This is a genomic window from Microbulbifer echini, assembly GCF_041447225.1.
Classification (GTDB): domain Bacteria; phylum Pseudomonadota; class Gammaproteobacteria; order Pseudomonadales; family Cellvibrionaceae; genus Microbulbifer; species Microbulbifer echini.
Map to the genome: position 1 here is coordinate 32,648 of NZ_JBGMEL010000004.1, position 22,343 is coordinate 54,990.

22 protein-coding genes are annotated in these 22,343 nt (G+C 57.1%); 5 read left to right on the forward strand and 17 right to left on the reverse strand.

Annotation, left to right across the window (positions count from 1 at the left end; genetic code table 11):
• Window positions 1–21 precede the first annotated feature (21 nt).
• The 9 genes from ACCI51_RS05225 to ACCI51_RS05265 form a co-directional block, all read right to left on the reverse strand.
• The gene (locus tag ACCI51_RS05225; RefSeq protein ID WP_371842844.1) at window positions 22–732 is read right to left on the reverse strand and encodes a D-Ala-D-Ala carboxypeptidase family metallohydrolase; all 711 of its coding nucleotides are present in this window, start codon (window positions 730–732) and stop codon (window positions 22–24) included.
• 3 nt (window positions 733–735) lie between these two features.
• The gene (locus ACCI51_RS05230) at window positions 736–1,428 is read right to left on the reverse strand and encodes a hypothetical protein (RefSeq protein ID WP_299585557.1); all 693 of its coding nucleotides are present in this window, start codon (window positions 1,426–1,428) and stop codon (window positions 736–738) included.
• 219 nt (window positions 1,429–1,647) lie between these two features.
• On the reverse strand, window positions 1,648–3,195 hold the full coding sequence (locus tag ACCI51_RS05235) for a phosphoenolpyruvate carboxykinase (protein WP_371842845.1): 1,548 nt from the start codon (window positions 3,193–3,195) through the stop codon (window positions 1,648–1,650).
• A 281-nt stretch (window positions 3,196–3,476) separates the two neighbouring features.
• Complete coding sequence (hslO, locus tag ACCI51_RS05240) at window positions 3,477–4,355, reverse strand: Hsp33 family molecular chaperone HslO (protein ID WP_299585553.1); 879 nt, start codon at window positions 4,353–4,355, stop codon at window positions 3,477–3,479.
• Window positions 4,356–4,479: 124 nt separating this feature from the next.
• Window positions 4,480–4,896, reverse strand: coding sequence for a DUF4124 domain-containing protein (locus tag ACCI51_RS05245; RefSeq protein WP_371842846.1), 417 nt, complete (start codon window positions 4,894–4,896; stop codon window positions 4,480–4,482).
• 28 nt (window positions 4,897–4,924) lie between these two features.
• A complete protein-coding gene (locus tag ACCI51_RS05250; protein ID WP_299585549.1) occupies window positions 4,925–6,415 on the reverse strand; it encodes a S1C family serine protease in 1,491 nt (496 codons plus the stop codon).
• A gap of 88 nt (window positions 6,416–6,503) precedes the next feature.
• A complete protein-coding gene (locus ACCI51_RS05255) occupies window positions 6,504–6,881 on the reverse strand; it encodes an RNA-binding S4 domain-containing protein (RefSeq protein ID WP_371842847.1) in 378 nt (125 codons plus the stop codon).
• Between the two features lie 41 nt (window positions 6,882–6,922).
• Window positions 6,923–7,591 (reverse strand): GMP/IMP nucleotidase, encoded by a 669-nt coding sequence (gene yrfG, locus ACCI51_RS05260; RefSeq protein WP_371842848.1) that lies wholly within the window; start codon window positions 7,589–7,591, stop codon window positions 6,923–6,925.
• Between the two features lie 78 nt (window positions 7,592–7,669).
• Window positions 7,670–8,332 carry a lysoplasmalogenase gene (locus ACCI51_RS05265; RefSeq protein WP_371842849.1) on the reverse strand — a complete coding sequence of 221 codons (663 nt, stop codon included), beginning with the start codon at window positions 8,330–8,332 and terminating at the stop codon, window positions 7,670–7,672.
• A gap of 262 nt (window positions 8,333–8,594) precedes the next feature.
• On the opposite strand from ACCI51_RS05265, the gene cysK reads away from it, so the two are divergent.
• From cysK to ACCI51_RS05290, 5 genes are all read left to right on the forward strand, one after another.
• Complete coding sequence (gene cysK, locus ACCI51_RS05270) at window positions 8,595–9,512, forward strand: cysteine synthase A (protein WP_299585541.1); 918 nt, start codon at window positions 8,595–8,597, stop codon at window positions 9,510–9,512.
• A gap of 38 nt (window positions 9,513–9,550) precedes the next feature.
• Complete coding sequence (gene cysQ, locus ACCI51_RS05275; RefSeq protein WP_299585539.1) at window positions 9,551–10,390, forward strand: 3'(2'),5'-bisphosphate nucleotidase CysQ; 840 nt, start codon at window positions 9,551–9,553, stop codon at window positions 10,388–10,390.
• Window positions 10,391–10,468: 78 nt separating this feature from the next.
• Entirely contained in the window at window positions 10,469–10,672 is a 204-nt protein-coding gene (locus tag ACCI51_RS05280) for a hypothetical protein (protein WP_299585537.1), read from the forward strand.
• A gap of 514 nt (window positions 10,673–11,186) precedes the next feature.
• Complete coding sequence (locus ACCI51_RS05285) at window positions 11,187–11,444, forward strand: type II toxin-antitoxin system HicB family antitoxin (RefSeq protein ID WP_371842851.1); 258 nt, start codon at window positions 11,187–11,189, stop codon at window positions 11,442–11,444.
• A 116-nt stretch (window positions 11,445–11,560) separates the two neighbouring features.
• Window positions 11,561–12,190 (forward strand): outer membrane beta-barrel protein, encoded by a 630-nt coding sequence (locus ACCI51_RS05290; RefSeq protein ID WP_299585533.1) that lies wholly within the window; start codon window positions 11,561–11,563, stop codon window positions 12,188–12,190.
• A 145-nt stretch (window positions 12,191–12,335) separates the two neighbouring features.
• Here ACCI51_RS05290 and ACCI51_RS05295 read toward each other — a convergent pair whose 3' ends face one another.
• The 8 genes from ACCI51_RS05295 to ACCI51_RS05330 all read right to left on the reverse strand — a co-directional run bounded on the left by ACCI51_RS05295 (window position 12,336) and on the right by ACCI51_RS05330 (window position 22,343).
• Window positions 12,336–14,492, reverse strand: a complete 2,157-nt coding sequence (locus tag ACCI51_RS05295) for a TonB-dependent copper receptor (protein WP_371842852.1) — start codon at window positions 14,490–14,492, stop codon at window positions 12,336–12,338.
• A 258-nt stretch (window positions 14,493–14,750) separates the two neighbouring features.
• Entirely contained in the window at window positions 14,751–15,191 is a 441-nt protein-coding gene (locus tag ACCI51_RS05300; RefSeq protein ID WP_371842853.1) for a hypothetical protein, read from the reverse strand.
• Window positions 15,192–15,358: 167 nt separating this feature from the next.
• Window positions 15,359–15,976, reverse strand: a complete 618-nt coding sequence (locus tag ACCI51_RS05305; RefSeq protein ID WP_371842854.1) for a 2OG-Fe(II) oxygenase — start codon at window positions 15,974–15,976, stop codon at window positions 15,359–15,361.
• A gap of 109 nt (window positions 15,977–16,085) precedes the next feature.
• Window positions 16,086–17,483, reverse strand: coding sequence for a DUF58 domain-containing protein (locus ACCI51_RS05310; RefSeq protein WP_371842855.1), 1,398 nt, complete (start codon window positions 17,481–17,483; stop codon window positions 16,086–16,088).
• Window positions 17,480–18,484: an AAA family ATPase gene (locus ACCI51_RS05315; RefSeq protein WP_371842856.1), complete on the reverse strand. Its 1,005-nt coding sequence runs from the start codon at window positions 18,482–18,484 to the stop codon at window positions 17,480–17,482. Before ACCI51_RS05315 ends, ACCI51_RS05310 begins: the two co-directional genes overlap by 4 nt.
• Window positions 18,481–19,794, reverse strand: coding sequence for a DUF4350 domain-containing protein (locus ACCI51_RS05320; RefSeq protein WP_371842857.1), 1,314 nt, complete (start codon window positions 19,792–19,794; stop codon window positions 18,481–18,483). The genes ACCI51_RS05315 and ACCI51_RS05320 overlap by 4 nt, the downstream gene beginning before the upstream one ends.
• Complete coding sequence (locus ACCI51_RS05325) at window positions 19,784–21,382, reverse strand: hypothetical protein (RefSeq protein ID WP_371842858.1); 1,599 nt, start codon at window positions 21,380–21,382, stop codon at window positions 19,784–19,786. The genes ACCI51_RS05320 and ACCI51_RS05325 overlap by 11 nt, the downstream gene beginning before the upstream one ends.
• Entirely contained in the window at window positions 21,372–22,343 is a 972-nt protein-coding gene (locus tag ACCI51_RS05330; RefSeq protein WP_371842859.1) for a stage II sporulation protein M, read from the reverse strand. The genes ACCI51_RS05325 and ACCI51_RS05330 overlap by 11 nt, the downstream gene beginning before the upstream one ends.

Sequence of the window (22,343 nt, forward strand, 5' to 3'; positions counted from 1 at the left end):
CTAAGCAGAAGCAGGGCGGATTTACCAGCGCCTGTAACCACAGGTATCTACGTGAAAACGAATCCCTTTATATATCCCCAATCCCATATCCCACTGCTTGCCGTTGCGTTTGTGAATATCCCTTAGTACGGGCACTAATTGTTCGCGGGTGAAATTTTTCTGCGGCACTATATCCAGCCCGCAAAAGCGCAAATGCTTACTGCCTTTAGAGCCACCGGCCTTGCTGTTGTAGCTGGTGGTACGCCAGCCTGAGACCACGGTAACCGGGCCGATAATCGGCACTATCTCTCGCTGCAGTGCTCTCAGGGTGTAAATCATGGAGCCCCAATTTTCCGTAGGCGGAATGGCGAAAGGTGGTTCGCCTAGGTCCTGCCAGTCGCTGCCTTGGCGCAACAGTTCGAAGGGCGCTACCACATGGTCCACCTCATTGATTCGCAGAAAATTCTTTAGCTTGGCAAACCGCTTCTGATTTTCTTCCTGCTTAAGGAAGCGGCTAAAAACCCGCTCTGAGGCGGCAGGGTATCCCTGTATATCGTAAATTTCAGGGGTATCCGGCAAGGGCAGGAGGTCGATAGGGCTGAGAATTCTCTCACCTAACTCACGCGTTTTCTCCGAGGTGAGCAGTAGCACAATAATCGTGATGATGATTAGCAGCCCGCCGGTCAGTAATAGCCAGCGGCGCTGGGTGCGTGAAATGGATGTTTGACGATCGCTGTTGTCTTGGATACCCATGGTTCAATCCATCAGTTGCCAGGTTCGATAGCCACAGGTGTCGATATGGAAGAGCACGCCGTTACCCAGTCCCAGGCCAAAGCGGCTTTCGGGACCCAGGCGCGCGTGCAGGGCTTGCAGTTCTTCCACAAGCTCACCGTGGCTGATATTGGAGGTAGGAATTAGGTCTAGGGCGCAAAAGGCCCGGTGACGGGCCTTATCGGAGTGCTCCAGCTCGCGGTTATAGCTGTCGCTGCGAAATCCGGAAATCACTGCTACCGGGCCGATCAGGGGCACAACCTGCTCGCGCAGTAGCTTTAAGGTATCGGCCATCTTGGACCACTCGCCCTGGGGGGGGAGGGCGAATGCTGGTTTCTCGAGTTCCAGCCACTCTTCACCCTGGCGCAGTAGATTGCTCACCGCGGTGACCTCGCTGAGCCCACGGCTTTCCAAGTAGTCACTGAGGGCTTTGACCTGCGCGCGGTTGTTGCCATTGCGTAAAAAGCTCTTAAAGCTCTCCTCGCTGGCGATGCGATACCCTTTCGTTTCCACATAGGGTTTTTCCTGTGCCTTAAACCACAGCCACAGCCACAGGGTTACCAGTACCACAGTAAGCAACAGGGTCAGGCTGGCCACTACCGCAAAATTGGTGCGCCGACCGGGCGGCTGATGGGGGTAGAGGGTCCTGAAGCGGGTAAATGAATTGCCTTCGGACATGGGTTTCGATTACAGCTCCGAAATCTGGCCAGTGAAGTGAGAGCCTGCACACAGACGTCTATTTCGTCGGCGCCTCTTTACACACTATAGCCGTAAAAATCGACAACTTGCGATGGCATGGGTAGCGGAGTGGAAGTGGAAGATGGCGGTATAAAAAAAGCCCCGGCACCATGTGGTGGCGGGGCTTTTTTACGCCTTTAGGAGGCTGCGGTGAAGGGCTTAGGCCTTGGGACCGGCGCCTTTCACCTCATTGCTGACATTGAACTTCTCAATGTTCTCGGCGAACAGTCTGGCCAGCTTGCCGGCCTGATCGTCGTAGGCAGCCTTGTCTTCCCAGGCTTCACGTGGGTTCAGGTAGGCTTTGTCGACGCCCGGTACTTCCAGGGGAATATCCAGATTCAGGGTATCCAGGTGCTCGGTGGCCGCGCCTTCCAGAGCGCCGCTCTGGATTGCCGCTACCACAGCGCGGGTAACCGGAATCGGGAAGCGCTTGCCGTTGTCGCCGGAGCCGCCAGTCCAGCCGGTGTTGACCAGGTAGACTTTGGAGCCGAAGTCGTCGATACGTTTCATCAGCAGGTCGGCGTATTCGCGCGGAGCGCGCGGCATGAACGGCGCGCCGAAACAGGTGGAGAAGGTCGGATGGATACCGGCCTCTGCGCCCAGTTCGGTAGAGCCAACGCGAGCGGTGTAGCCGGACAGGAAGTGGTAGGCGGCAGCCTCTTTGGAGAGGATGGATACTGGAGGCAGTACGCCGGATACGTCGCAGGTGAGGAAGATGACATTCTTCGGCTCGCCGGCGCGGTTCGCCAGCTGGCGCATTTCGACATGTTCCAGCGGGTAGGAGCAGCGGCCGTTTTCTGTGAGGCTGGTGTCGCAGTAATCGGCGGTGCCGTGATCGTTGGTCACCACGTTCTCAACGATGGCGCCGAAGCGGATTGCGTCCCAGATTACCGGCTCATTTTTTTGGCTCAGATCGATGGTTTTGGCGTAGCAGCCGCCTTCCATATTGAAGACTGCGCCCTTGCTCCAGCCGTGCTCGTCGTCACCGATCAGGTAGCGCTCGGGGTCGGCGGACAGGGTGGTCTTACCGGTGCCGGACAGGCCGAAGAACAGGCAGGTATCGCCTTCTTTGCCCACGTTGGCGGCACAGTGCATGGGCATGACATCTTTTTCCGGCAGCAGGAAGTTCTGCACAGAGAACATCGCCTTCTTCATCTCACCGGCGTAGCGCATTCCGGCCAACAGGACGCGGCGCTGGCCGAAGTTGATGATCACGCAGCCTTCGGAGTTGGTGCCGTCGCGCTCGGGTTCACACACAAAATTCGGTGCGTGCAGGATGCGCCACTCTTCCTTGCCCTTGGGGTTGTACTTTTCGGCGCGGATAAACATGTTGCGGCCGAACAGGTTGTGCCAAGCGGTCTGGGTGGTCACAACAACTGGGAGGTAGTGATCTTCGTCCTGGCCTACGTGCAGATGTTGCACGAAGCTGTCGTCGCCGGCGACAAAAGCCTCTACGCGGTCCCACAGGGCATCGAACTTGTCCTGTGGGAAGGGGCGGTTCACATTGCCCCAGGCGATGCTGTCGGCGGTGGAGGGCTCTTCCACAACAAAGCGGTCCGCCGGGGAGCGGCCGGTGCGGGCGCCAGTTTCAGTGACCAGCGCGCCAGTGTCGGAAAGTTTGCCTTCGCCGCGCGTAAGAGCCTGCTCGACCAATTGTGCTGGTGAAAGGTTCTTATAAACCAGCGCGGTGTCGTCGATCTGTGCCATTCGTCGATTACCCGTGAATGTTGGATAGTAAAAATATAGGGCCGCCCAAGTATTAGACAGCCTGGCAAAATTGGGGGGGCGCATTATGGCAAAATTCAAAATAAGCGGGTAGCAAACTCGGTCACTTTTTGCTCTTTGACAGCGCTGTCAGTACAAATTTACCTGTTTTTGATTCACTTGATCTATGTAGTAATTTTACCCTATAGATTATGTGAATCTTCGTGTGCGGAAGCTGGGCCAGCCAGTGGCGAAAATTGTTCCCCCGCCGGTGGCAACTGCCCCTAGTGCAAGGTATGGGGCGGCGCACTCAGAAGGGATTCAACCTGCTCTCGGTCGAAGCGGTACTGAGCGTTACAAAATTGGCAGTCGGTTATAATCTCACCATTTTGCTCTTCCAGTAGCCGGTATACATCCTCTGCGCCCAGGGAAATCAGGGCGTGCGCGCTGCGCTCTCTGGAGCAGCTGCACTTGAAGCGAATACTGTCGGTGCCCAGGCTCGCCGGCTGCAATTGGTGGAACAGGCGGTGAATCAACTCGTCGTGGGGAACGTGAAACAGCTCATCGGCGCTCACGGTATCTGCCAGGTGCAGGGCGGTTTCCCAGGCATCGTGATTTTCCTCTGCGCTGGCGGCGTTATTGCCGGGCAACACCTGCAGCATAATGCCGCCCACACTGCTGCCGTCACACTCCAGCCAGAAGCGGGTATCGAGTTGCTCTGATTGGATGAAGTAGTCTTCCAGGCAGCCGGCCAGGCTGTCTTTTTCCAAGGGGACAACGCCCTGGTAGCGCTCGCCGCGTTTCGGTTCCAGGGTGATTGAGAGGACGCCGCGCGGACCGATCAGTTGGCTCAGGCTGGCGTCTTCACTGATTTGTGCTCCCTCGGCAACCCGCGCGATACCACGCAAATCGCTGTGGTGGGTACATTCCGCCATAATCAGTGGTACATCCCCTTCGCCGCGGGCCTGCAGACTCAGTATGCCCTCGAACTTCAGGGTGGTGGAAAGTAGGGCGGCGGCCGCGAGAAACTCTCCCAGCAGATGCGCCACCGGCGCAGGCAGCGGGTTGTGTTCCAGCACTTCGCGGTAGGCATCGGTGAGGGTCACCATCTGCCCGCGTATATCGTGTTGGGAAAAGATAAAGCGTTCCAGCTGATCGGACATAGATCGATTGCCTCGGTATTAAAACCGCGGGATTTTAGAGGTGGATATGTCTAAATGGTAGCCGGCCTGGATAATTGTGGCGCCGGCAAGCGATATGCCGGCTGAAGGAGGTGGTTTTTTGGGGTCAGCCGCAGCGGCTGGCGATTTCCCGCTGGAGCTTTTTGGCCATTTGTTGGCGCTCGCGCTCGGAATAGCGAACCTCTTTGCCATTATTGTCGATAAAGGCCACGCGCCCATTGATCGCGCGTAGACGCTGGCGCGCTCTGCTGCAGTTGCGCTGCTGCTCCTTCTGTTGGCGTTTTTGCTGCTCTCGGCCGGTGGTTGTGGCCGGGGAGGTGATCAAGCTCGGCCGATTCTTGGTGGCCTCGGCGGAGTTGATCGGATTGAGCTGCCCGGATATATCCTGGGCCTTGGCCTCCGCTGGGGGGCGGTCGCTGAAATGTACACGCCCGTCGGCGTCGACCCAGCGATAGAGTTCACTAGCCCCGGCAGTGGCAGCCACCATCAGGCTGCCAAACAAGGTTCCTCTCAGTAGTTTCACGGCTTCTCCCTAGCCCTTATCGCGGGCCTTACTCCTCTTTATTGGCCAATCTGCTGAACAGTCCCTGCGAGTGGCGCTGGGGAATATGGTAGGTCTGCAGAATCAGCGGTTCCTGCTCCTGGGCCTCGGCGTGATCCAGCACCATGCGGTAACCGGAGCGGTCGCGCAGCTCCACGAAGGTCTCTTTGTTGGTTTCCATCAGCTGGGCGAATTCGTCGAAGTCCGCAACAGTGTGGCCATTGACCGAATCGATGATCCAGTTCTTCCAGTCGTGGTAGCCCAAATTGACGTTGGCGGGCAATACCTTGAGGGCTACTACCAGTTCGCGGCGGGTTTCTTCACCCCATTGATTGCGCGCATAGAGGTAGTCGATAGGGGCCTTGGAGTGCCAGTTGTTGCCCCAGCGCTTGATCAGGTTCATGTTCAGGGGCACGAATACCACGCCGCCATAGATGTAGTAGCGGGGCTGTTGGTCGAATTGTTCACCCACGACCAGAGCGCGGGAGGGGGGCGCTGCGTCCAGGGTCACCTCTGCGGTTTGTTCCACGCCGTTGCGGGAGAAGCGCACCGGTAGTTTGTCGCCAACATGGTGTAGGTCTACGGCGTAGTGGTAATTGGTACGCTGATTTTCACGCCACTCCACGGTGCGATCGGCGGCGACCTTAAAACCGTCGACTTCGAGCAGGACATCTCCGGGCTGGAAAGTCCCTGCGGAGGGGGAGTCGCTAAAAACTTTGACGATCATGGCGCCATCCTGATCCTCGCTGAGGCCGGCGGCTTTTTTCATGGAGGGACTTTCCAGGCTCTGGGTGACCACGCCCAGTTCGGGGAAGCCCTGGTGTTGTCCGTCTGTGGCGTCTTCAAGCACATGGGCAATCACGCTGGGGGGCACGAAATAGCCCAGATTTTCGGCGCTCTGATTGGTCTGCATGGCTACACCGACAATGCGGCCACCGGAAATCACAGGGCCGCCGCTATTGCCGGGGTTGATGGCAGCGTCGATCTGGCCGGCCATCAGGTAGCTTTCGGCATGGGCGTAGTACTGATGCTCCATCCGCGATAGAACCCCGCGGGTGATCGACAGGGATTTGCCGCCGATGGGGTAGCCGTATACGGTGACTTCTTCCTGCAGGTCGGGCAGCTTGCCCAGCGTTAGGGGGCGGGTGTCACTGAAGAAATTGTCATCATCCACGGTGAGCAGGGCCAGATCGGCATCGTGGGAGACGAACTTCACTCGGGCGCGGAATTTCTTGGCATCGCCATGGCGCTGCACCTGGATAAAGCTGCCGTTGGCCACGACATGGGCATTAGTGAGGATCTGCTGACCGCGGATAACCGCACCGGAGCCGGAGAGCTGTTTGGGGTTCAACAGCGCCCAGGGATTGAAGTAATCCGGGGCCGAGGCGGTGGTGTAAATCTTAATAATCGAGCGCTTGAGCTGCTCGTGTTCGCGGCTATCGGCGAGGGCTGTCTGCACGCCGAGCAGAAGCAACAGAGAGATGGCGATCAGTCGTTTCATCGGGGCTGTTTTCTATCGGGTTAAGTTGAGCCAGTTTAGCAGCTATGAATAAAAATGGCGGAATTTTCACCACTCTGGTTATTTACCGCTAGTCCTGCTCTCGCAGGAAGCGATGGATCTGGCGGCGCTGCTTTTTGTTGGGACGCTCGGGCTGGATACCGCCGTTGGCCGCCTGGCGCTCGCTGCGCTCGCGAGCGCGCCGGGTGATACTGTCCTCGGTCTCGCGGTAGAGGGTACGGGCGATATCGGCGCCGCGGCGCTGGTCGGAGAGGGCGATAACCTCCACCTCCATCTGGTCCCAGCCCTGGCGAATACTCAACAGCGCACCAACGGTGAGTTCCTTGCTGGCTTTGACCCGATGCCCATCGGCATGCACCTTGCCGCCTTCAATCGCCTGTTTGGCGATACTGCGGGTCTTGAAGAAGCGCGCGGCCCAAAGCCACTTGTCTATACGTACTTTTTCCATCGAAACCTGTCGTTATATAGGCGTTACCCGAACTCTGCGGGTTAATTATTGCTGTGGTGCGGCGACATAATTTCATCGAAATGATGAATTGCCGGGAAGTTGTTGATCTCGCGTTTGGGGCCGCGGCTGTCGGGTTGGCGGATACACAGCAGGTGGGCGATACCGTAATCCTGTGCGGCGGCCAGTACGCTCTGGTTGTCGTCCACAAACAAGGTGCGCTGTGGGTCGAACGTCACCTCTTCGCGCAGGACGTGCCAGAATCGTTCGCTCTCTTTGGCGTGTCCATAATCGTGGGAGGAGATAATGCCGTCAAACCAGCGGTCGAGACCGGTAAGTTCCAGCTTGTGCTCGAGCCCAAGGCGGTGCGCATTGGTGACCAGATAAGTGGGTTTGCGCAGCTTTTGCAAGCCCTGGAGAAAGGCCTCGGTGTGGGGGCGCAGGGCGATGCGTTCCTCAATTTCGCGCAGCACTTCGAGGATATCCATCTGTAGGGTCTCCGCCCAAAAATCGAGACAGTACCACTCCAGGGTACCGCGGCGGGCATCGATCTCTTTTTGCAGGGTTTCCTGTGCGTGCAGTGGGTCCAGGCCATGCACTTCGGCGTAGCGCCTGGGCAGATGGTCGAGCCAGAAGTGGTTGTCGTAGTGCAAATCCAGCAGGGTGCCGTCCATATCCAGCAGCACAGTGTCGATACTTCGCCAGTCGAGCATGGGGCCTGTCTACCTCTCAGTGGTGGGGAGGGAGGCCAAAGTGTAGCTGTCCCCATATATACCCTAGATTAAGGGACATTATGCCTGGGTGCGGCGTATGCCGTACAGGATGGCGAACTGTGCACTGTAGTAAGTGAGCATAATTGCTGTATCGGCAAGGGGGAGCGGGGTGACAAATTTATTTAGAGCAATCAGCGTGTCGGACAGCATAAAGGTGATTGCGCCAGTGAATAATAGGCCCGAGTTGCCCCGGTGTGCCGCCGCGCCCAGGGCCATGGCGACAATGGCCAGTAGGTAAAACAGCACTGCCGGTGCCAGTTCCCCGGTGACAGGAAGAATCAGCCGGGCCAGCACAAGAGCGCACAGAATCACCGGCAGGATTCGCATCAGGCTGCGGCGATTGCGGAAGTCGGCGTGGCGCAGGAAGTTAGCAGCGTAGAGAAGTTGGGCTAGCAGAAAGGCGCCTAGGCCAAAGATAAAGTGGTGGGTAAATGTTATTTCCAGCAGCACATCGCCGAGTGCAGAAAAAGCCAGGGCTGCGAGTGTCAGGCTGCGACTGAGCCCATACAGCTGTCGCAGTGCCAGTTGGGCGAGGATGGCGATCGGCAGGGCTTTTAAGGAGGCCATCCAAAGGCCAGTAACTCCGAGGCCGTCAAGAAGCACAAAAAGAGCGGCACAGAGCACAAATGTACAGGGCAGGAAAGGACTGGATTGATGGGCGGTGGGAGCGTTAACGATCATAGTGATGCCTCTTATTATTATCAGATTCTTTATTCAGTGGCGCCTTAAGCTGGCGAGCCAATTAACTGGTTTAGACAAGATGGGGGGTTACCCGTTTAATCGCTGTGATTGCCTGAAGAATTTACCAGCTTTTACCACCGCCTGGATTTTTACCCGAGCCACTTGGGGTGGCGCGCATCTGGGTTACTATCTGTCTTCAGGCAATTATTTATAGGCAGAACGACGTGTTTGCCGAGAAAGTCATTAACGGAGAGCTTTATCGATGAAGGCAGCCAATATTCTGGAAACCATCGGCAATACCCCCCATGTGCGCATTAACCACTTGTTCCGCTCAGATATTGAGGTGTGGATGAAGGTGGAGCGCTTCAATCCCGGCAGCAGTATTAAAGACCGCATCGCCCTGGCGATGATTGAGGATGCCGAGCGTCGCGGCGCCCTGCCGGTGGGCGGTGTGATTATTGAGCCCACCTCCGGCAACACCGGAATCGGTCTGGCCATGGTGGCGGCAGTGAAGGGCTATCGCTTGATTCTTACCATGCCGGAATCCATGTCACTGGAGCGGCGGCAGGTGATGACGGCCATGGGGGCCGAGCTGGTACTCACGCCCAAGGAACAGGGGATGGGGGGCGCTATCGCCAAAGCTGAAGAATTACTGGCAGAACATGCCAACGGTTGGATGCCTCAGCAATTTAACAATCGCGCCAATGTCCAGGTACATCGAGAAACTACCGCTAAAGAAATTCTGGCCGACTTCACCGAGGGGCTGGATTATCTGATTACCGGAGTCGGCACCGGCGGCCATATCACGGGCTGTGGTGAGGTTCTCAAGGCATCTTTTCCCAAGCTGCAGGTGTTTGCCGTCGAACCGGAAAAATCTCCGGTGATCAGTGGTGGCGATAAAGGTCTGCACCGCCTACAGGGAATTGGTGCGGGCTTTATTCCGGAGGTTCTGAATACCGAGATGCTCGACGGCACTATTTTGGTCAGCGAAGAGGATAGTTTTGAAATGACGCGTCAGTGCGCTTTGCGGGAGGGCATTTTTGTGGGTATTTCCTCCGGCGCCAGTTTGGCGGCGTTGAAAAAACGTGAGGGTGAGTTCGCCCCAGGCAGTCGCGTACTGGTATTTAGCTATGACAGCGGTGAGCGCTATCTGTCTGTAAAAGATCTTTTTTCCGCCTAAGGTCCTAAAATCACAGCCTAAAAAATAAGGGAGTTTTAATGAATAAGGCATTATTGGAGCAGGTAATCGCAATCTGCAAAGGCGCCGGGGAAGCCATTTTGACGGTTTACCACAGCAGTGCCGACCTGGAAGTGGAAACCAAGGCGGACGATTCACCGGTGACTGCGGCGGATCTGGCTGCCCACAAGATCCTCGCCCCAGCGCTGGCGCAGCTGATCGAAGGTGTCCCGGTGTTGTCCGAAGAGCAGGAAATGCCCTCTTTTGCCGAGCGCAGCCAGTGGCAGCGCTACTGGATTGTGGATCCGCTGGATGGCACCAAGGAATTTATCCGCCGCACCGGCGAGTTCACCGTAAACGTTGCGCTGATCGAAAACGGCGAGCCCGTGCTGGGGGTGGTGTATGTGCCGGTGTTGGATATCACTTATGCTGGCGGCAAAGGTGCTGGCGCTTTTAAACGTACCGTATCCGGTGATACAGATATCCGTGTGCGTCCATTGAGACAGCGTCTGGAGTCGGGCGAAGCGGTTGAGCTGGTCGCCAGTCGCAGTCATGGTGCCGGTGCCGTGGATCAATTGGTGGAGCGCATTGAATCCAGGTTGGGAGCGGTGGCCTGTAAAAACATGGGGAGCTCTCTCAAATTGTGTCTGGTGGCGGAGGGTGCCGCAGACCTATACCCCAGGCTGGCACCAACATGCGAATGGGACACCGCCGCAGCCCAGGCGGTGGTCGAGGCGGCCGGTGGCACGGTAGTCGATGATCAATTCAAGCTGCTGCGCTACAACCGTAAGGATTCCCTGTTGAATCCGTTTTTTTATGTGATCGGAGATGCGTCTTTCGATTGGCAGGATTTACTCAACACAGAGTCATCCGTGAACTAAGCTTGCCATGCCCCCACCCCGCTGGGGGCGCAATATTATTTGTCACGCCCTTAGATAAAAACAGAAAAGGCCGGCAGCATGCCCAGCCATATGAGCCATAATGAGCCGCCACTCAGTGAAACTCGCGGTCTGCGCCGGCAGCTCGAAGATGAAATTGCTTGGTTGCAGCGGCAACAGGATGCTATTGCGGAAACCGATTCGGAAAATCAAACGCTACTGCGACGCACATTAAACGGTATGATCTTTTCCCGCCGGGCGCTGTTGGGAAGAATGCCACGCTGACTCCTCCCTGTAATTTGCGCAAAACAATATTTTTTCTAAGATTGATCCAAAATCCCATAGGTCTGTTTTAATTTATCAGCAGAATGCTGGGAAGCCCTTCCTTACTCTTAGTCTCCTTGTGAGCCGATAATGGCTTAAAGGAATTTTTGGATAATTTTATAATTGGTTTACTTAAAAGCGGCAGATGAAAGGCGCAGCTTACCGCGAATGATCCAAGCTTGGCACTTTGCAATCGATCCAACTTGACAGTTATGTCCTTTAAGACTCGCCAGGTTAGAGGGGTCCTGCAAAAACATGTACTTATTGTGCTGCGATCTGGGTGCCAGTGGCACTACGGAATTATTCATTGCTTAATAAAATAAATAATTATTTACTGAAGGCGTCTGTCTCAATTAGAAATACTACCGCTGGATTTATTGCACTGGAAAAATAGTGGATTTTCCTTGCCAGATTGCCTTCACCAGATTGAAACCCGTCTACGCTTTGGAAAGCTAATGACTAAGAGAATTTTCCAATGCGCTACCCGGTTGTGCTTCACAATATTGAATACGCCGGCTTCGGTGCCATAGCACCGGACCTGCCGCATTGTCATTGCTATGCCGAAACCTTAGATGGCGCCCTGCAAAAAATGGCGGAAACAATATTCCAGCGCCTCGAAGAGTTACACAAGGCCGGGAAGCCCATACCCAAGCCACAGGATGTGGATCATCTACGAGAAAACCCCGCCTTTGCGGGTGGCATCTGGGCCATTATCGATGTCGAGAGTGTATAGCTTTTCTGAGGCTGGACTCTGTGAGGTCATGGTGCCTGATCGACAAACGCCCCACAGAGATATTACGAAATTTTCAGAGATTCCCTAATAAGTATCGTGATGCAAGGATGTCTGTCATGAAAGTAATTTTCTTTGCCCTGGCCCTGCTAGTGTCGCCTGTGGTCAGTGCGGTGGAATGGAATAATCCTTTTGAGGGTATAGAGTCTGGGGAGTATCGGGTTATCACCACGCTGGGCTTGGGATCTGGAGATTTGCAGCTCAATAGTCAGCGGGATTTTTTCGGTTATGCCAGCGTGGGAATTACCCCGGCGGTGGGTGTGTGGCAGGTAAACCTGCGCTATTCACGATTTGATGACAGCCGCGTGAAAATCAATCAGGTGGGTCTGAATTTCAAGGTGGATTTTACCCTGAACTGCTATGTCCAGTGCCTCTATTGGATGGCTGGCTGGAATTATGCCGATATTGACCTGAATAATGTGCGTAAATACGGCTACTGGTATCACCACAAAGACAAGTGGCACCCTTTGGATCGCGAGGATGATTGGTATTATGATGGCTATTACTACCATGTCATCAATGCAAATGGCAGCGATACCTTTTGGAATCTGGGCCTCGGTTACCGGTTTATGTGGAACCCGGATTTCGATACCTCCATTGAGTACAATTACAATGATATTGGCTCGATCTATCGAGTGAACCTGGGACACCTGCGCACTTTAAGTCTCAATCTTTCCTATCGATTTTAATATTATTATTTAGCCGCCTTGTTGGCGTGCGTATTTATTGTTTGAGCATAGTGCGATAAATGACAGCGCACTTATAAAGCGGGGAACCCGCAGGGGCTTCCCGCTCCGTTTACTCAGCCAGTGAACCGGCTGGAAAATACTCGATTTAAATACGATAAATAGTCTTTAACCAGAGGATCCTGCCGGGTTCATTCACCCTGTCGAGTTGTGGAAAGTTAGGAATTTCCGCACCGGCGCGGCTGACATGTTCCGCGTAAGTTTCATCGAGAAGGTTATCTATTCCCGCCGTCAACAGCAGACGCTTGTTTGGCCGCCAGCCCGCGTTAATTGACAGCACATTGGCAGAGTCTGTGGGACCGAAGTCTTGTCCGATGATATTGCCTTTGCCGACATCGACACGATCCTGGCTGGCTATTGCCCGCCACAGAATACCCGCAGACCACTGGGTATGCTCGTAGTGGAGCCCTAGGCGCGCCTCCAGTGGAGGCAGTTGGGCCAGAGTGCTCTCGTCGCTATCGTTGGCGCCGCGCACTGATGTCAGAGTGAATTCACTGCGCCAGTTGTCGGTTAATTGATAGCTGGCATCCAGCTCCAGTCCCCAGGTCCGCGCCTGAACATTGCGTATTACCGCAACAGTGCGGCCGCCTGAAGAGCTCCCCATATCCATGTCGTCGCCCATGCTGGACATATCGTTCATCTCTGCCATTAGCGCCGTCTTCTGGAAGTCATTCTGTACCAGCAGGTAGTCGCGAATAGCACTGGCGAAGGCGGAAATACTGGCGGACAGATTTTCATCGCGGTAAATATAGCCGATATCTAACTGAGTCGTTTTTTCCGCTTCCACATTGAGTGCGCTGTAGGAATCCTCCGCTTCGCGAGAGAAAATTTCCCAATAGTCGGGGAAGCGTTCGCTGTATCCCAGGCCAGCATAGAGAGTGGCTGAGTTTTCAGGTGCTGTTGGCAGCGCTCGCTCATAGCGCAGAAAACCGCTAGGTAGGCGTTCCGAGCGAGTTTCCCCGGCACTGGGGTTTTCCACAGAGGACATCATCGAGAGAGAGATCGTCTCGCGCAGGTCGCGAACTTCCCAGTCGTCTAGGCGGGCACCGACAATCCAGCGTTGATTGGGAGCTATCTGCCACCCGGCCTCGGAGAAAATACCCAGCTGGGAAAATTCGGCATCTGCATCCCGCGCGAGCTGACGGTAATCAAGCATCGTTTGGTTCATGCTCATGCGGCTGCTATGGCGGTTTTCTCGTGTATCCAGGCCGGCGGTTAGCTCGATGTTATCCGCAGGGGCAAACTCCAGGCTCAGCTTGGTTCCATAGGTCTCGCTGTCTAAATTCATGGCGCTGGGGTTAGCTGCCATCCCTGCAGGTTCACGCAGGCTGTAGTTATCCATAACGTGGTCGATGTAGTTGTAATACGCCTGAATCTCAATGGCACTCAACAGCCCCCCGGGGTTACTGCGGCGGTATTTTGCTCTATAGCTTTCTCGATCAAACTTACTGCCGTCAGCGCCCCGGTCGGCATAGGCCGCTTCAGCGTCGCTAAAGGTGCTATCGAATTCCAGGCGGGTATCGTCGTTTGGAGTCCAGGCTAGGTTTACCTTGCTGTTCCAGCGCGCATAGTTGGAGTGCACCTGGTTGCCGTCACCATCTTCATAGTCATCGGCGGAAGCGGAGGTCGCCGAACCGCGCAGGGAAAGTTGAGGGGTTTTATAGGCGAGGTCAAAGAGTCCATCTTTGCGATCGGCACTGCCGCCGAGCAGGCTCGCGTGTATATCCCACTCCGATTCGCTGGGACGCTCCTGCAGCTGATTGAACAGTACTACCCCGGCGGAATTACCCGGCCCATGCACAACACTTTGGGGCCCCTTGATCACTTCGATTTCATCGAGGCTCTCGGGGAAAATATATGCGGTGGGCGGGTCCATGCGGCTGGGGCAGCCGCCCATAATCGATTCCCCATCCAACAGCATGCCCAGGCGCGAACCGCCCATACCGCGCAATAGGGGATCGCCACTGGTGCCGCCTTTGCGGACTACGGAAAAACCGGGAATCGTTTTCAGGTAATCGGCACCGTCATTGGCAGGCAGGGGTTGGCGAGGCATTTTGGGGTCTGTCACCAGGTTGAGAGGCAGCTCGGTTTTTACCCCGGTGACTACCATCTGTTCCATTTCTCCCTCTTTGCTGCTGTTCTTCTCGTTGGCAAGCAACGTGCCGGAATAGGTACAGCCGGCAATAATGGCCAGGCTGAGTGGTGTGTGCAGTGAAAATTTCTTTGAAAATTTAAAATTGTACATACTGACTTATCCGTTTATCAGACCGTGCAGCGGACACGGTTATACGTGCGCGTAAAAAGGCGCGCACGGATTTATCCCGGCCGTAATCACAGCTGGGAATTCCTATTTTGACGAGGCGGATATACGGCTGTAACAGCCTGGCCAGGTTAATCGCGAGTAAACGCTTCATTATGACGCGCGCTACCCAGCCTCGAAATCAGACCTCGAATTTTCGACACACTTTTTCAGTGCTGAAAAATTAATGGAAAAACGGTGGTGTTAAACCGGCGGGGCGCGGATAAGAGGGCGGGTATGTCTGTGGGAATGAACCGGACTGAAACCGATGGCTGGCGTGGGCAGGATGTTTCCCGCGATGGCTGCATACAGCTCTGCCGCCGGCGCACTGGCCAGGCTGGCCGCGGCGGAAAAATTACAATGATTGTCGGCAAAAGAATGTGCGGTCAGCGTATCGTGGTTATGCCCGCTCGTTTCAGTCTGAGGGCCGTGGTGGTGCTCTTCTACCGGGCTTGCCAGGGCATTTAATAAAAGTGCGCTGCGGCTGTCGCCGTGACAGAGGCCGTAGGGGGTAGAGTCCGCAAAGGCGGCGGGCATAAATCCCGCAGGTACCAAACCACGCGCACTGAGAAACACCACTAAAAGCAACAGCGCCTGCCATTGGGGCAGGTGTGGGCGGCTTTTTAAGATGCGCTGGGGGCTCATAAATAGTGGATCTTAAGATGACCGGGGCCGATTTCGATTTCTCGGGCAGGTGGCAACAGATTACCCGTTAGGTGGTAAAAGTGCCACTGCCATCATCAAAATATGGGCAGGGAGTGTTTATTAATTTGTTGTGCTCCCTATCGAGCGAGGATCTTTATCCGATAATTTTACTGGAAGAGGGATTTTATTCGCGCGCTGATGCCGTGAAAAAACTGGTGCTTCTTTTTCGCTTTGTCACCGCTTAAAAAATTGATCTGGATCGCCTGGCGTTTACCGACAAAACTGGGATAACCATGCCAGCAATTATCGGTCACCTTGAAAGCAACCAGGGAACTCGGGCCTGGGAGTAATTCATCGGTGTAATCGTCCATGTTATCGCCACTGCGCAGGATACGCAGGCGGCCGGTAGACGCCGGCCATTCATCATTGAGGTAGATCAAAAGCGTAATCAATTTGCTTTTCGAATCTGTATGGATTCGTCCGTCCTTGGCTCGGGAATACCCACGCAGTGTCGCCATCATCGGCTTATCGGACAGGTCGACGGAAAATTTTTCGCCGAGAATCTGTCTTACTTCAGGGCTGCCAAACTGTTCGACAAAATCGCGCAGGCGCTCGGTAGTCTTCACATCGTTGATATTGAAGCTGCCGCCTTTGTCCAGGGGGGGGAAATCGGCGATCAGGGCGCTGGCCTCTTCAGAAGCCAGTGAGCGCTCAAGGTAAAAGTGGGGGAAGGGGGAAGACTTTACCGCTGCACGGCTGAGCAGCTCGATTGTGTTTTGAGACATGTTCGTGTTGGGTTCCCTGTTTTTGTGGAATTCTATTTCTTGAACAGCACGAGTATCTCTCTTGGGGACGGCCCACTGCAACTTAATGGAACCCAGGTGCAGGCGCTGGTTAGATTTTTCCACTGCGCTTCAGGCGCCAGTAGGCTTCTACCAACGCTTGGTGCAACAGCTCCGGGCGGGAGTCGACGACGGATACGTTACAGGCTTGCAACTGTTGTAACAGGCGTGCGCGCCGGCGCAGGAAATCCTGTGCTGCGGCACTGTCGACCGCTTCGGAAAAATTCCCGATGGGCTTTTGCGCCACGCGGTCTACGGCCGTTTCCCGCAGGCTGGCCACCATCACCAGGTGATTGCGGGTGAGCAGTCGCACGGCGGTGAGCAGTTCGGCACTGTCTTCATCACGCAGATTGGTGATCAGGATCACCAGGGCGCGGCGCTTGTGGGTGGCCAACAGTTGCTGGGCGGCGCCGCTATAGTCTGCACTGCCGGTGCCGGAGTGGAGGTCGTAGACATTGTTGAGCAGTAGGTTGATCGCGCTCTCGCCCTTGACCGGCGGCAGCTGTCCACCGGAGCTGTCGCGAGCGGCGGCAAATGCCTGCAGGCCCACGGCATCGCCCTGTTTAATCGCCACATAGGCGGATAGCAGCAGGCCGTTAAGTGCGTGGTCGAAATGGCTCAGCTCGCCGTCTTTGGCGCGCATGCGCCGACCGCAGTCGAGCATATAGATGATTTCCTGATCGCGCTCGTCCTGGTATTCACGGCTGATCAGTTTGCGCAGGCGCGAGCTTGCGCGCCAATCGACCTGTCGCTGGCTATCGCCCTGGCGGTATTCGCGCAGCTGGCGGAAGTCCATGCCCTCGCCGCGCCGCTGCTGTTGGTGCAGGCCGAGCTGGCGCAGGGTCTGTTCGGTGGAAAGCGCTTGTAGGGAGGAAATACCGAGGAAGTTGGGGTAGACCTTCACGGTCTGTTTGTCTCCGAGCCACATCTGGGTCTGCCACAGGCCCCAGGGGGAATCGGCGAGTACTTCGATACGCCCGAATTCAGCACTGCCGCGGCGGTGTGGCACCAAGGAGTACTCGATGGCAACTTCCTGATCCGGCTCCAGCTTTGCTTGGCGCGGTAGCCCGGTGCTGGCCAGTTGTTGCGGCACACTGTCGCACACCCAAAGCTTTAGCGCGCGAGGGCCGCTGTTGCGCAGTTTCAAGCGCGCGCTGTTGCGCACGCCCAGGGCCAGATTGCCGGGCAGTTTTCGTGCGCCCTCAAGGCCCTTCACTCTGCGCCCGGTGAGGAGATCCAGCAGGGCCGCGCCGATCAACAGGCCCCCGCCGGTCCACCACAGTGAGACCACCAGGTCTGCAGACTGGGGTAGCCAAATACGCGCGGCACTCACGGCCAGTGCGGTCAGGCACCAGTAGCCGAGGAGTTTGATCAGGCGGTGGCTGGGTCCGGGACGTCCGAGGCGGGGCTCTGCGCTCGAAACCTCTGTCGCGGCGACGCTCTGTGTCACAGCCGCGGTGCCTCGACGCTATCGATGATCATTGCCAGAGCACTGTCGGTGGTTTCGCCATCGATCTCCATATCCGGGGAGAGGCTCACGCGGTGGCGCATCACCGGAATCGCCATCATTTTGATATCGTCCGGCAGCACGAATTCGCGACCCTGCAGCAGAGCGCTGGCACGGGCGGCCTGCAGCAGGCCGATACTGGCGCGGGGGCCGGCGGGGCTGCGCAGTTGGGCTGCTTTGCGGGTGGCGCGCACCAGACGCACGGCGTAGTCCAGCACCTGCTGATCCAGCGCCACTTGCGGTACCAGGGCTTGTAATTGTTGCAACTGCGCGATGGTGATTTCCCCGGCGGGTTTCTCCCGCAGGCGCTGCTCGATACGGCCACTGCTGGCGGCGGCGGCCAGTTGCAGCTCGGCCTCCAGGCTTGGGTAGTCGATCAGAACTTTGAGCAGGAATCGGTCCAGTTCCGCCTCCGGCAGCGGGTAAGTGCCCTCCTGCTCGATGGGGTTTTGAGTAGCCAGCACCATAAAGGGGCTGGGCACCGGCAGCGCTGTGCCGTCGATAGTGACCTGTTTCTCCTGCATCACTTCGAGTAGGGCGGCCTGGGTCTTGGCGGGGGCGCGGTTGATCTCGTCCGCCAGCAACAGGTTGGTAAACACCGGGCCGCGGCGCACTTCGAAGCGGCTTTCGCCCATGTTGTACATGGCGTGGCCGGTGACATCCGCCGGCATCAGGTCCGGGGTGAACTGGATGCGGCGGAAGCTGCCGCCGAAACAGTTGGCCAGGGTGCGCACCAGCAGGGTCTTGCCGAGACCGGGTACGCCCTCCAGCAGCACGTGGCCCGAAGCCAGCAGCGCCACCAGGACCTGTTCGACCACCTGTTCCTGGCCGATCAATAGGCGGTTGATCGTGTTACGCAGCAACTGCAACTGGGCTGAAGCGGTCTGCCAATCTGGCGCCTGGCTGTGGGTTTGTGGTTCGGGATTCAGGGTGGTATCGCTCATAGGACTGCCTCAATTCGCTGCAGGGTGCGCATTTGTTCGGTAAAGGATTCTTCGCTGATCGCCGGTTTGCCCCACAGGCAGGCGATGATGCTGTGTTCGCTGAGATTGGTTTCGGCGCTGAGCTTTTTACACAGCTTTTGCCGGGCGGCAGCGCTGGCCCCTGCCGCGCCGAGACGGCGCAGCAGCGCCTCGCGCTGGCCGCGCAGCAGTCGCTCACATTGGTCGTCGCGCCAGTAATAGTGCCCACAGGCAGAGATATGTTCCAGCAGTGAGCGGCGTACGGTTTCCGGTGGCGGCTGCAGGGGGCCGAAGCGACGTGCGCGCAGTAGTAGCCAGCCGAAAAGGGCGAGCAGGCCGGAAATAAAAAACTCGGCGGCATACTTGCGCGCGAGGAACCCCAGCGATTCGAATCGCGGGCGCGTCAGGAAGACAAAATCGCCACTGCCGGCCAGTAGCTGAAGGAAATAGGCGTGGTCGAAGTGGCCGATACGGTGAGACTGCCAGATGGTGCTGTCGGTCAGCAGGGTGATGACGCCGGTGCCCCGTCCAAACTGCATAAACGGCGCTGCCTCGTCTTCGCGCCAAACTTTGGCAAAGAATAGGGGGGCGCCCTCGGCGCTGCTGTCATCGATGCCCTCGTGGTAGAGCAGGTGGCTGGCGTCGAAATGTAACTGAATTTCGGCCCCGCTGGCGGTGGGTAGGGTGACCAGGTTTTCTGGCTCCACATCCGGGTTGCGAGGTTTCTCTGCCTCTGATTCGGCTTTATCCTCGACTAGCCCCTCATCGATCTTGCGGTTGTATTCGCGCAGGGCCTCGCCGGGGCTCTGCTCAGGGTTCAGTTCGGCGTCTTCCCCTATCAGCGGTTGCAGAGGGTGCTCAAAATGAAACTCTTCATGCCCCTCAATCATGGAGACGCCGAGGGCCTCCAGCAGCCAGTCGCGCTCTTCGCTGCGTCCCTTGTCGAAATCGAAGCCTTCAGTGCGCGCGACTACGATGGCGTGGCCGCCGCTCTCAACCCACTGCAATAGCTCCTCAACGCGCTGAGGATTGTAGATTTGACTGGAGCTGGCGATAAACAGGGTGGCGTCTGCAGGCAGCATATTCAGCACGGAGATATTTTCCGCCTGGCGGGGCTCCAGCCCCACCTCGGCCAGGTAGTGCTCGGCGGCCAGGAACGGATTGCGTCGTGCTTCTGCTCCCCAGCCACGGTCCTTTTCCTCGGTGTAGCGCTCAAAGAACGCGAGGAACAGCCATGCCAGCGCGGCACACAGCAGCAGAGCGAAACCAATCAACAGGCGTTTAGCGGTCATTGGCAAATACCTCCTGCCACTGCTGGCACAGGTCGCCTACCTGTGTATCGGCGGGGGGGCGGTGGGCGTAGGCCAGTTGCTGCCAGTTCATCGTGAGCTGCTGTACAAACTGGCTCATAGGCGCGCTCACCGGGCGCTGCAGGCCTTCTGGTGTCCGCTGGCGCTGACTTACCAATTGGGCGCACTCGTTCTCGGTGAGGTGGTCGCCAAAATAAAATTGGAAGTCCTCGATCAGGTGGGACAGGGTGGCGCGATATAAAAGGCCCAGGCCGGCGCGCTGGTCGCCCGCCCGCCACAGGCGCAGTACCTCCGCGCACACATCGTTGGGCAGACTGGACTGGCGCACGTCGAGGCCAAATAGGGTCTCCGGCGCCTCCGCCGCTTTTGTTTTCGCATTAGGCTGCCAGCGCACGCTGTTGAGAATGGCCTCGTGGTGGCGCCAGCCCAGATAGATCAACCCGGCGATTACACCGATCCAAAGCAGTAACTCAATGGGCTTGGCAAGCAGAGCTCCCCAGTTGATACCCGAGGAATTGTCGGCTTCATCGGCGTTCTCGCTGAGCCATTCGAACAGCCACTCGAACAGTTTGATCAGCCACTCGGGAATTTTTCCTTGTTCGCTATCAAAGTCTTTGAGGCGCCAGCCGCTCTCCTCCTCGATCCTGTGGAAGTCTTCTGCCGCGAGGATCTTATCGATATGTTGTTGCGCCTGCTGGGGGCTCTCTAGAGTTTCCGCCCAGGCCTGTGGCGTCGGTGTCAGCGAGGCACAGGCGAGCGCACACAGCAGTAACACCGTGGCCAGAGGCGAGGCGCCGTTTGCAGTGGGCTTGCGCGACTGTTGAGCGCGCTGGTGGCGCTCCACCAGATCGCGGAACTGGATCTCGATATCCCAGCCTTCCAGCTCGATGCGCCGACCAATATACAGACAGAAGCCGCTCACAATATAAAACGGTGCCACCGCCGCCATAATTAGCAGACAGAGAACGTTGGAGACCCATTCCAGCGCCAGGGTCTCGCCGCGGACCAGGGGCGTCCACTCGATATTTGCCGTAACCTGCTCGGGGATAAACAGGTAGATAAGGATAAAGGCGGCGATCAGGAAGAAGGTCTCCAGGTGGATACCGGTCAAAGTCAGCCAGGTAGCGGCTCCGGAATGTTTGCGGTGCAGTACGCCGATACGCGCAGCGCGCGCGCCGCCCTTGGACTGCTCCAGTACGGTCACCGGCATATCGAAGGCGCGCGTGGGGCTCAGGCGGCGGATCGTGATCCAGGCGAGCCAGTCGGTGCGGTTCTGCCGGAAAAACGCTTTCAGTGCCGCCAGCGCGGATACCGGCGTGCCGAATAGGGTGCGGCTGATCATAAACAGCGGCAGGCGGTCGAACACGGGTTTTAGCCACCAGACCGCGAACAGCGACCAGCCCGGATGGCCGGGGAAAAACCAAGCGAGAGGGCCCAATAGCAAGGCAGCCGGTATCAGCCAGACCAGAAACATTGGCAGCCAGTATTTGCGCGCCAGGGCGATGCCCAAGTCGATGGACTCCCAGGGTGAGCGCAGGCGTGCGCGTACCGCCAGATGCTTAACTTGCATGGCTGGAACCCCCGCGCCCGGCCAGGGCGAAATAGGCGAATACCAGCAGCCACAGAAGAGCGCCGAAGCCGAGTTTGATCGCGATGGGCATGGCCGTGCTGGACGACCAGAAGGCCTCTAGGAAGGCGGCGATCACCAGCATCAGGAAGGTGCCGTACATAATTTTCATGGCCTCGACACTGGCTAGGCGCAGGGCTACCGAGCGTCGGTGTTGACCCGGATCTACCAGCGAGCGCCCGAGCAGCAGGCCGGCGGCTCCGGCCAGCACTATGGCGGTCAGCTCAAAGGCGCCGTGGCCGATCACGAAGGGGTAGAAGGTGGTTACAAACCCCACTCTGGTGATATGGCCAAATACCGCGCCGAGGTAGATGCCGTTGAAAACCAAAAAAAAGATGGAGCCGAAGCCGAACAGTATGCCCCCGGCAAAAGTGCGAAAAGCAATTCCGATATTGTTCTTGATGTAGAAACCGAACATGGCCAGGTCGGTATCCGAGCCGCGCTCACGCCCGAGCACGCGATTGCCGGGGTCGTACATGGATTCCAGGGAGAGCACATCGCCGGGAGCCATGACCGCATAAATTAATGCATCGTTGTTGTAGGTGCCGATGCCCATCACCAGGGCGGGCAGCAAAAACAGTGCACTGGCCAGAGCCACCACGCGGCCGTTGGCGCGCACGGCCTGGGGAAATCCGGCTACCAGGTAGTGTAACCAACCCTTGCGGCGCAGGGTTTGCTGGCGGTAAACACGGTGGTGGGCCGACGTGACCAGCTGGTTGAGGTGGTCGATCAGGCGGCTAGTGTACTGGCGCTCCTTGGCGACCGCCAGTTGCTGGCACAGCTCGCGGTAGGCGGCGGGCAAGTCCGGTGTGGCCACTTCAGCGCGGGCCTGATCGTTTTTAAGCCAGGTCTCCAGCTGTGCCCAGCTGTCGCGGTGGCGATTTTCAAAATCTCTCTGTCTCAT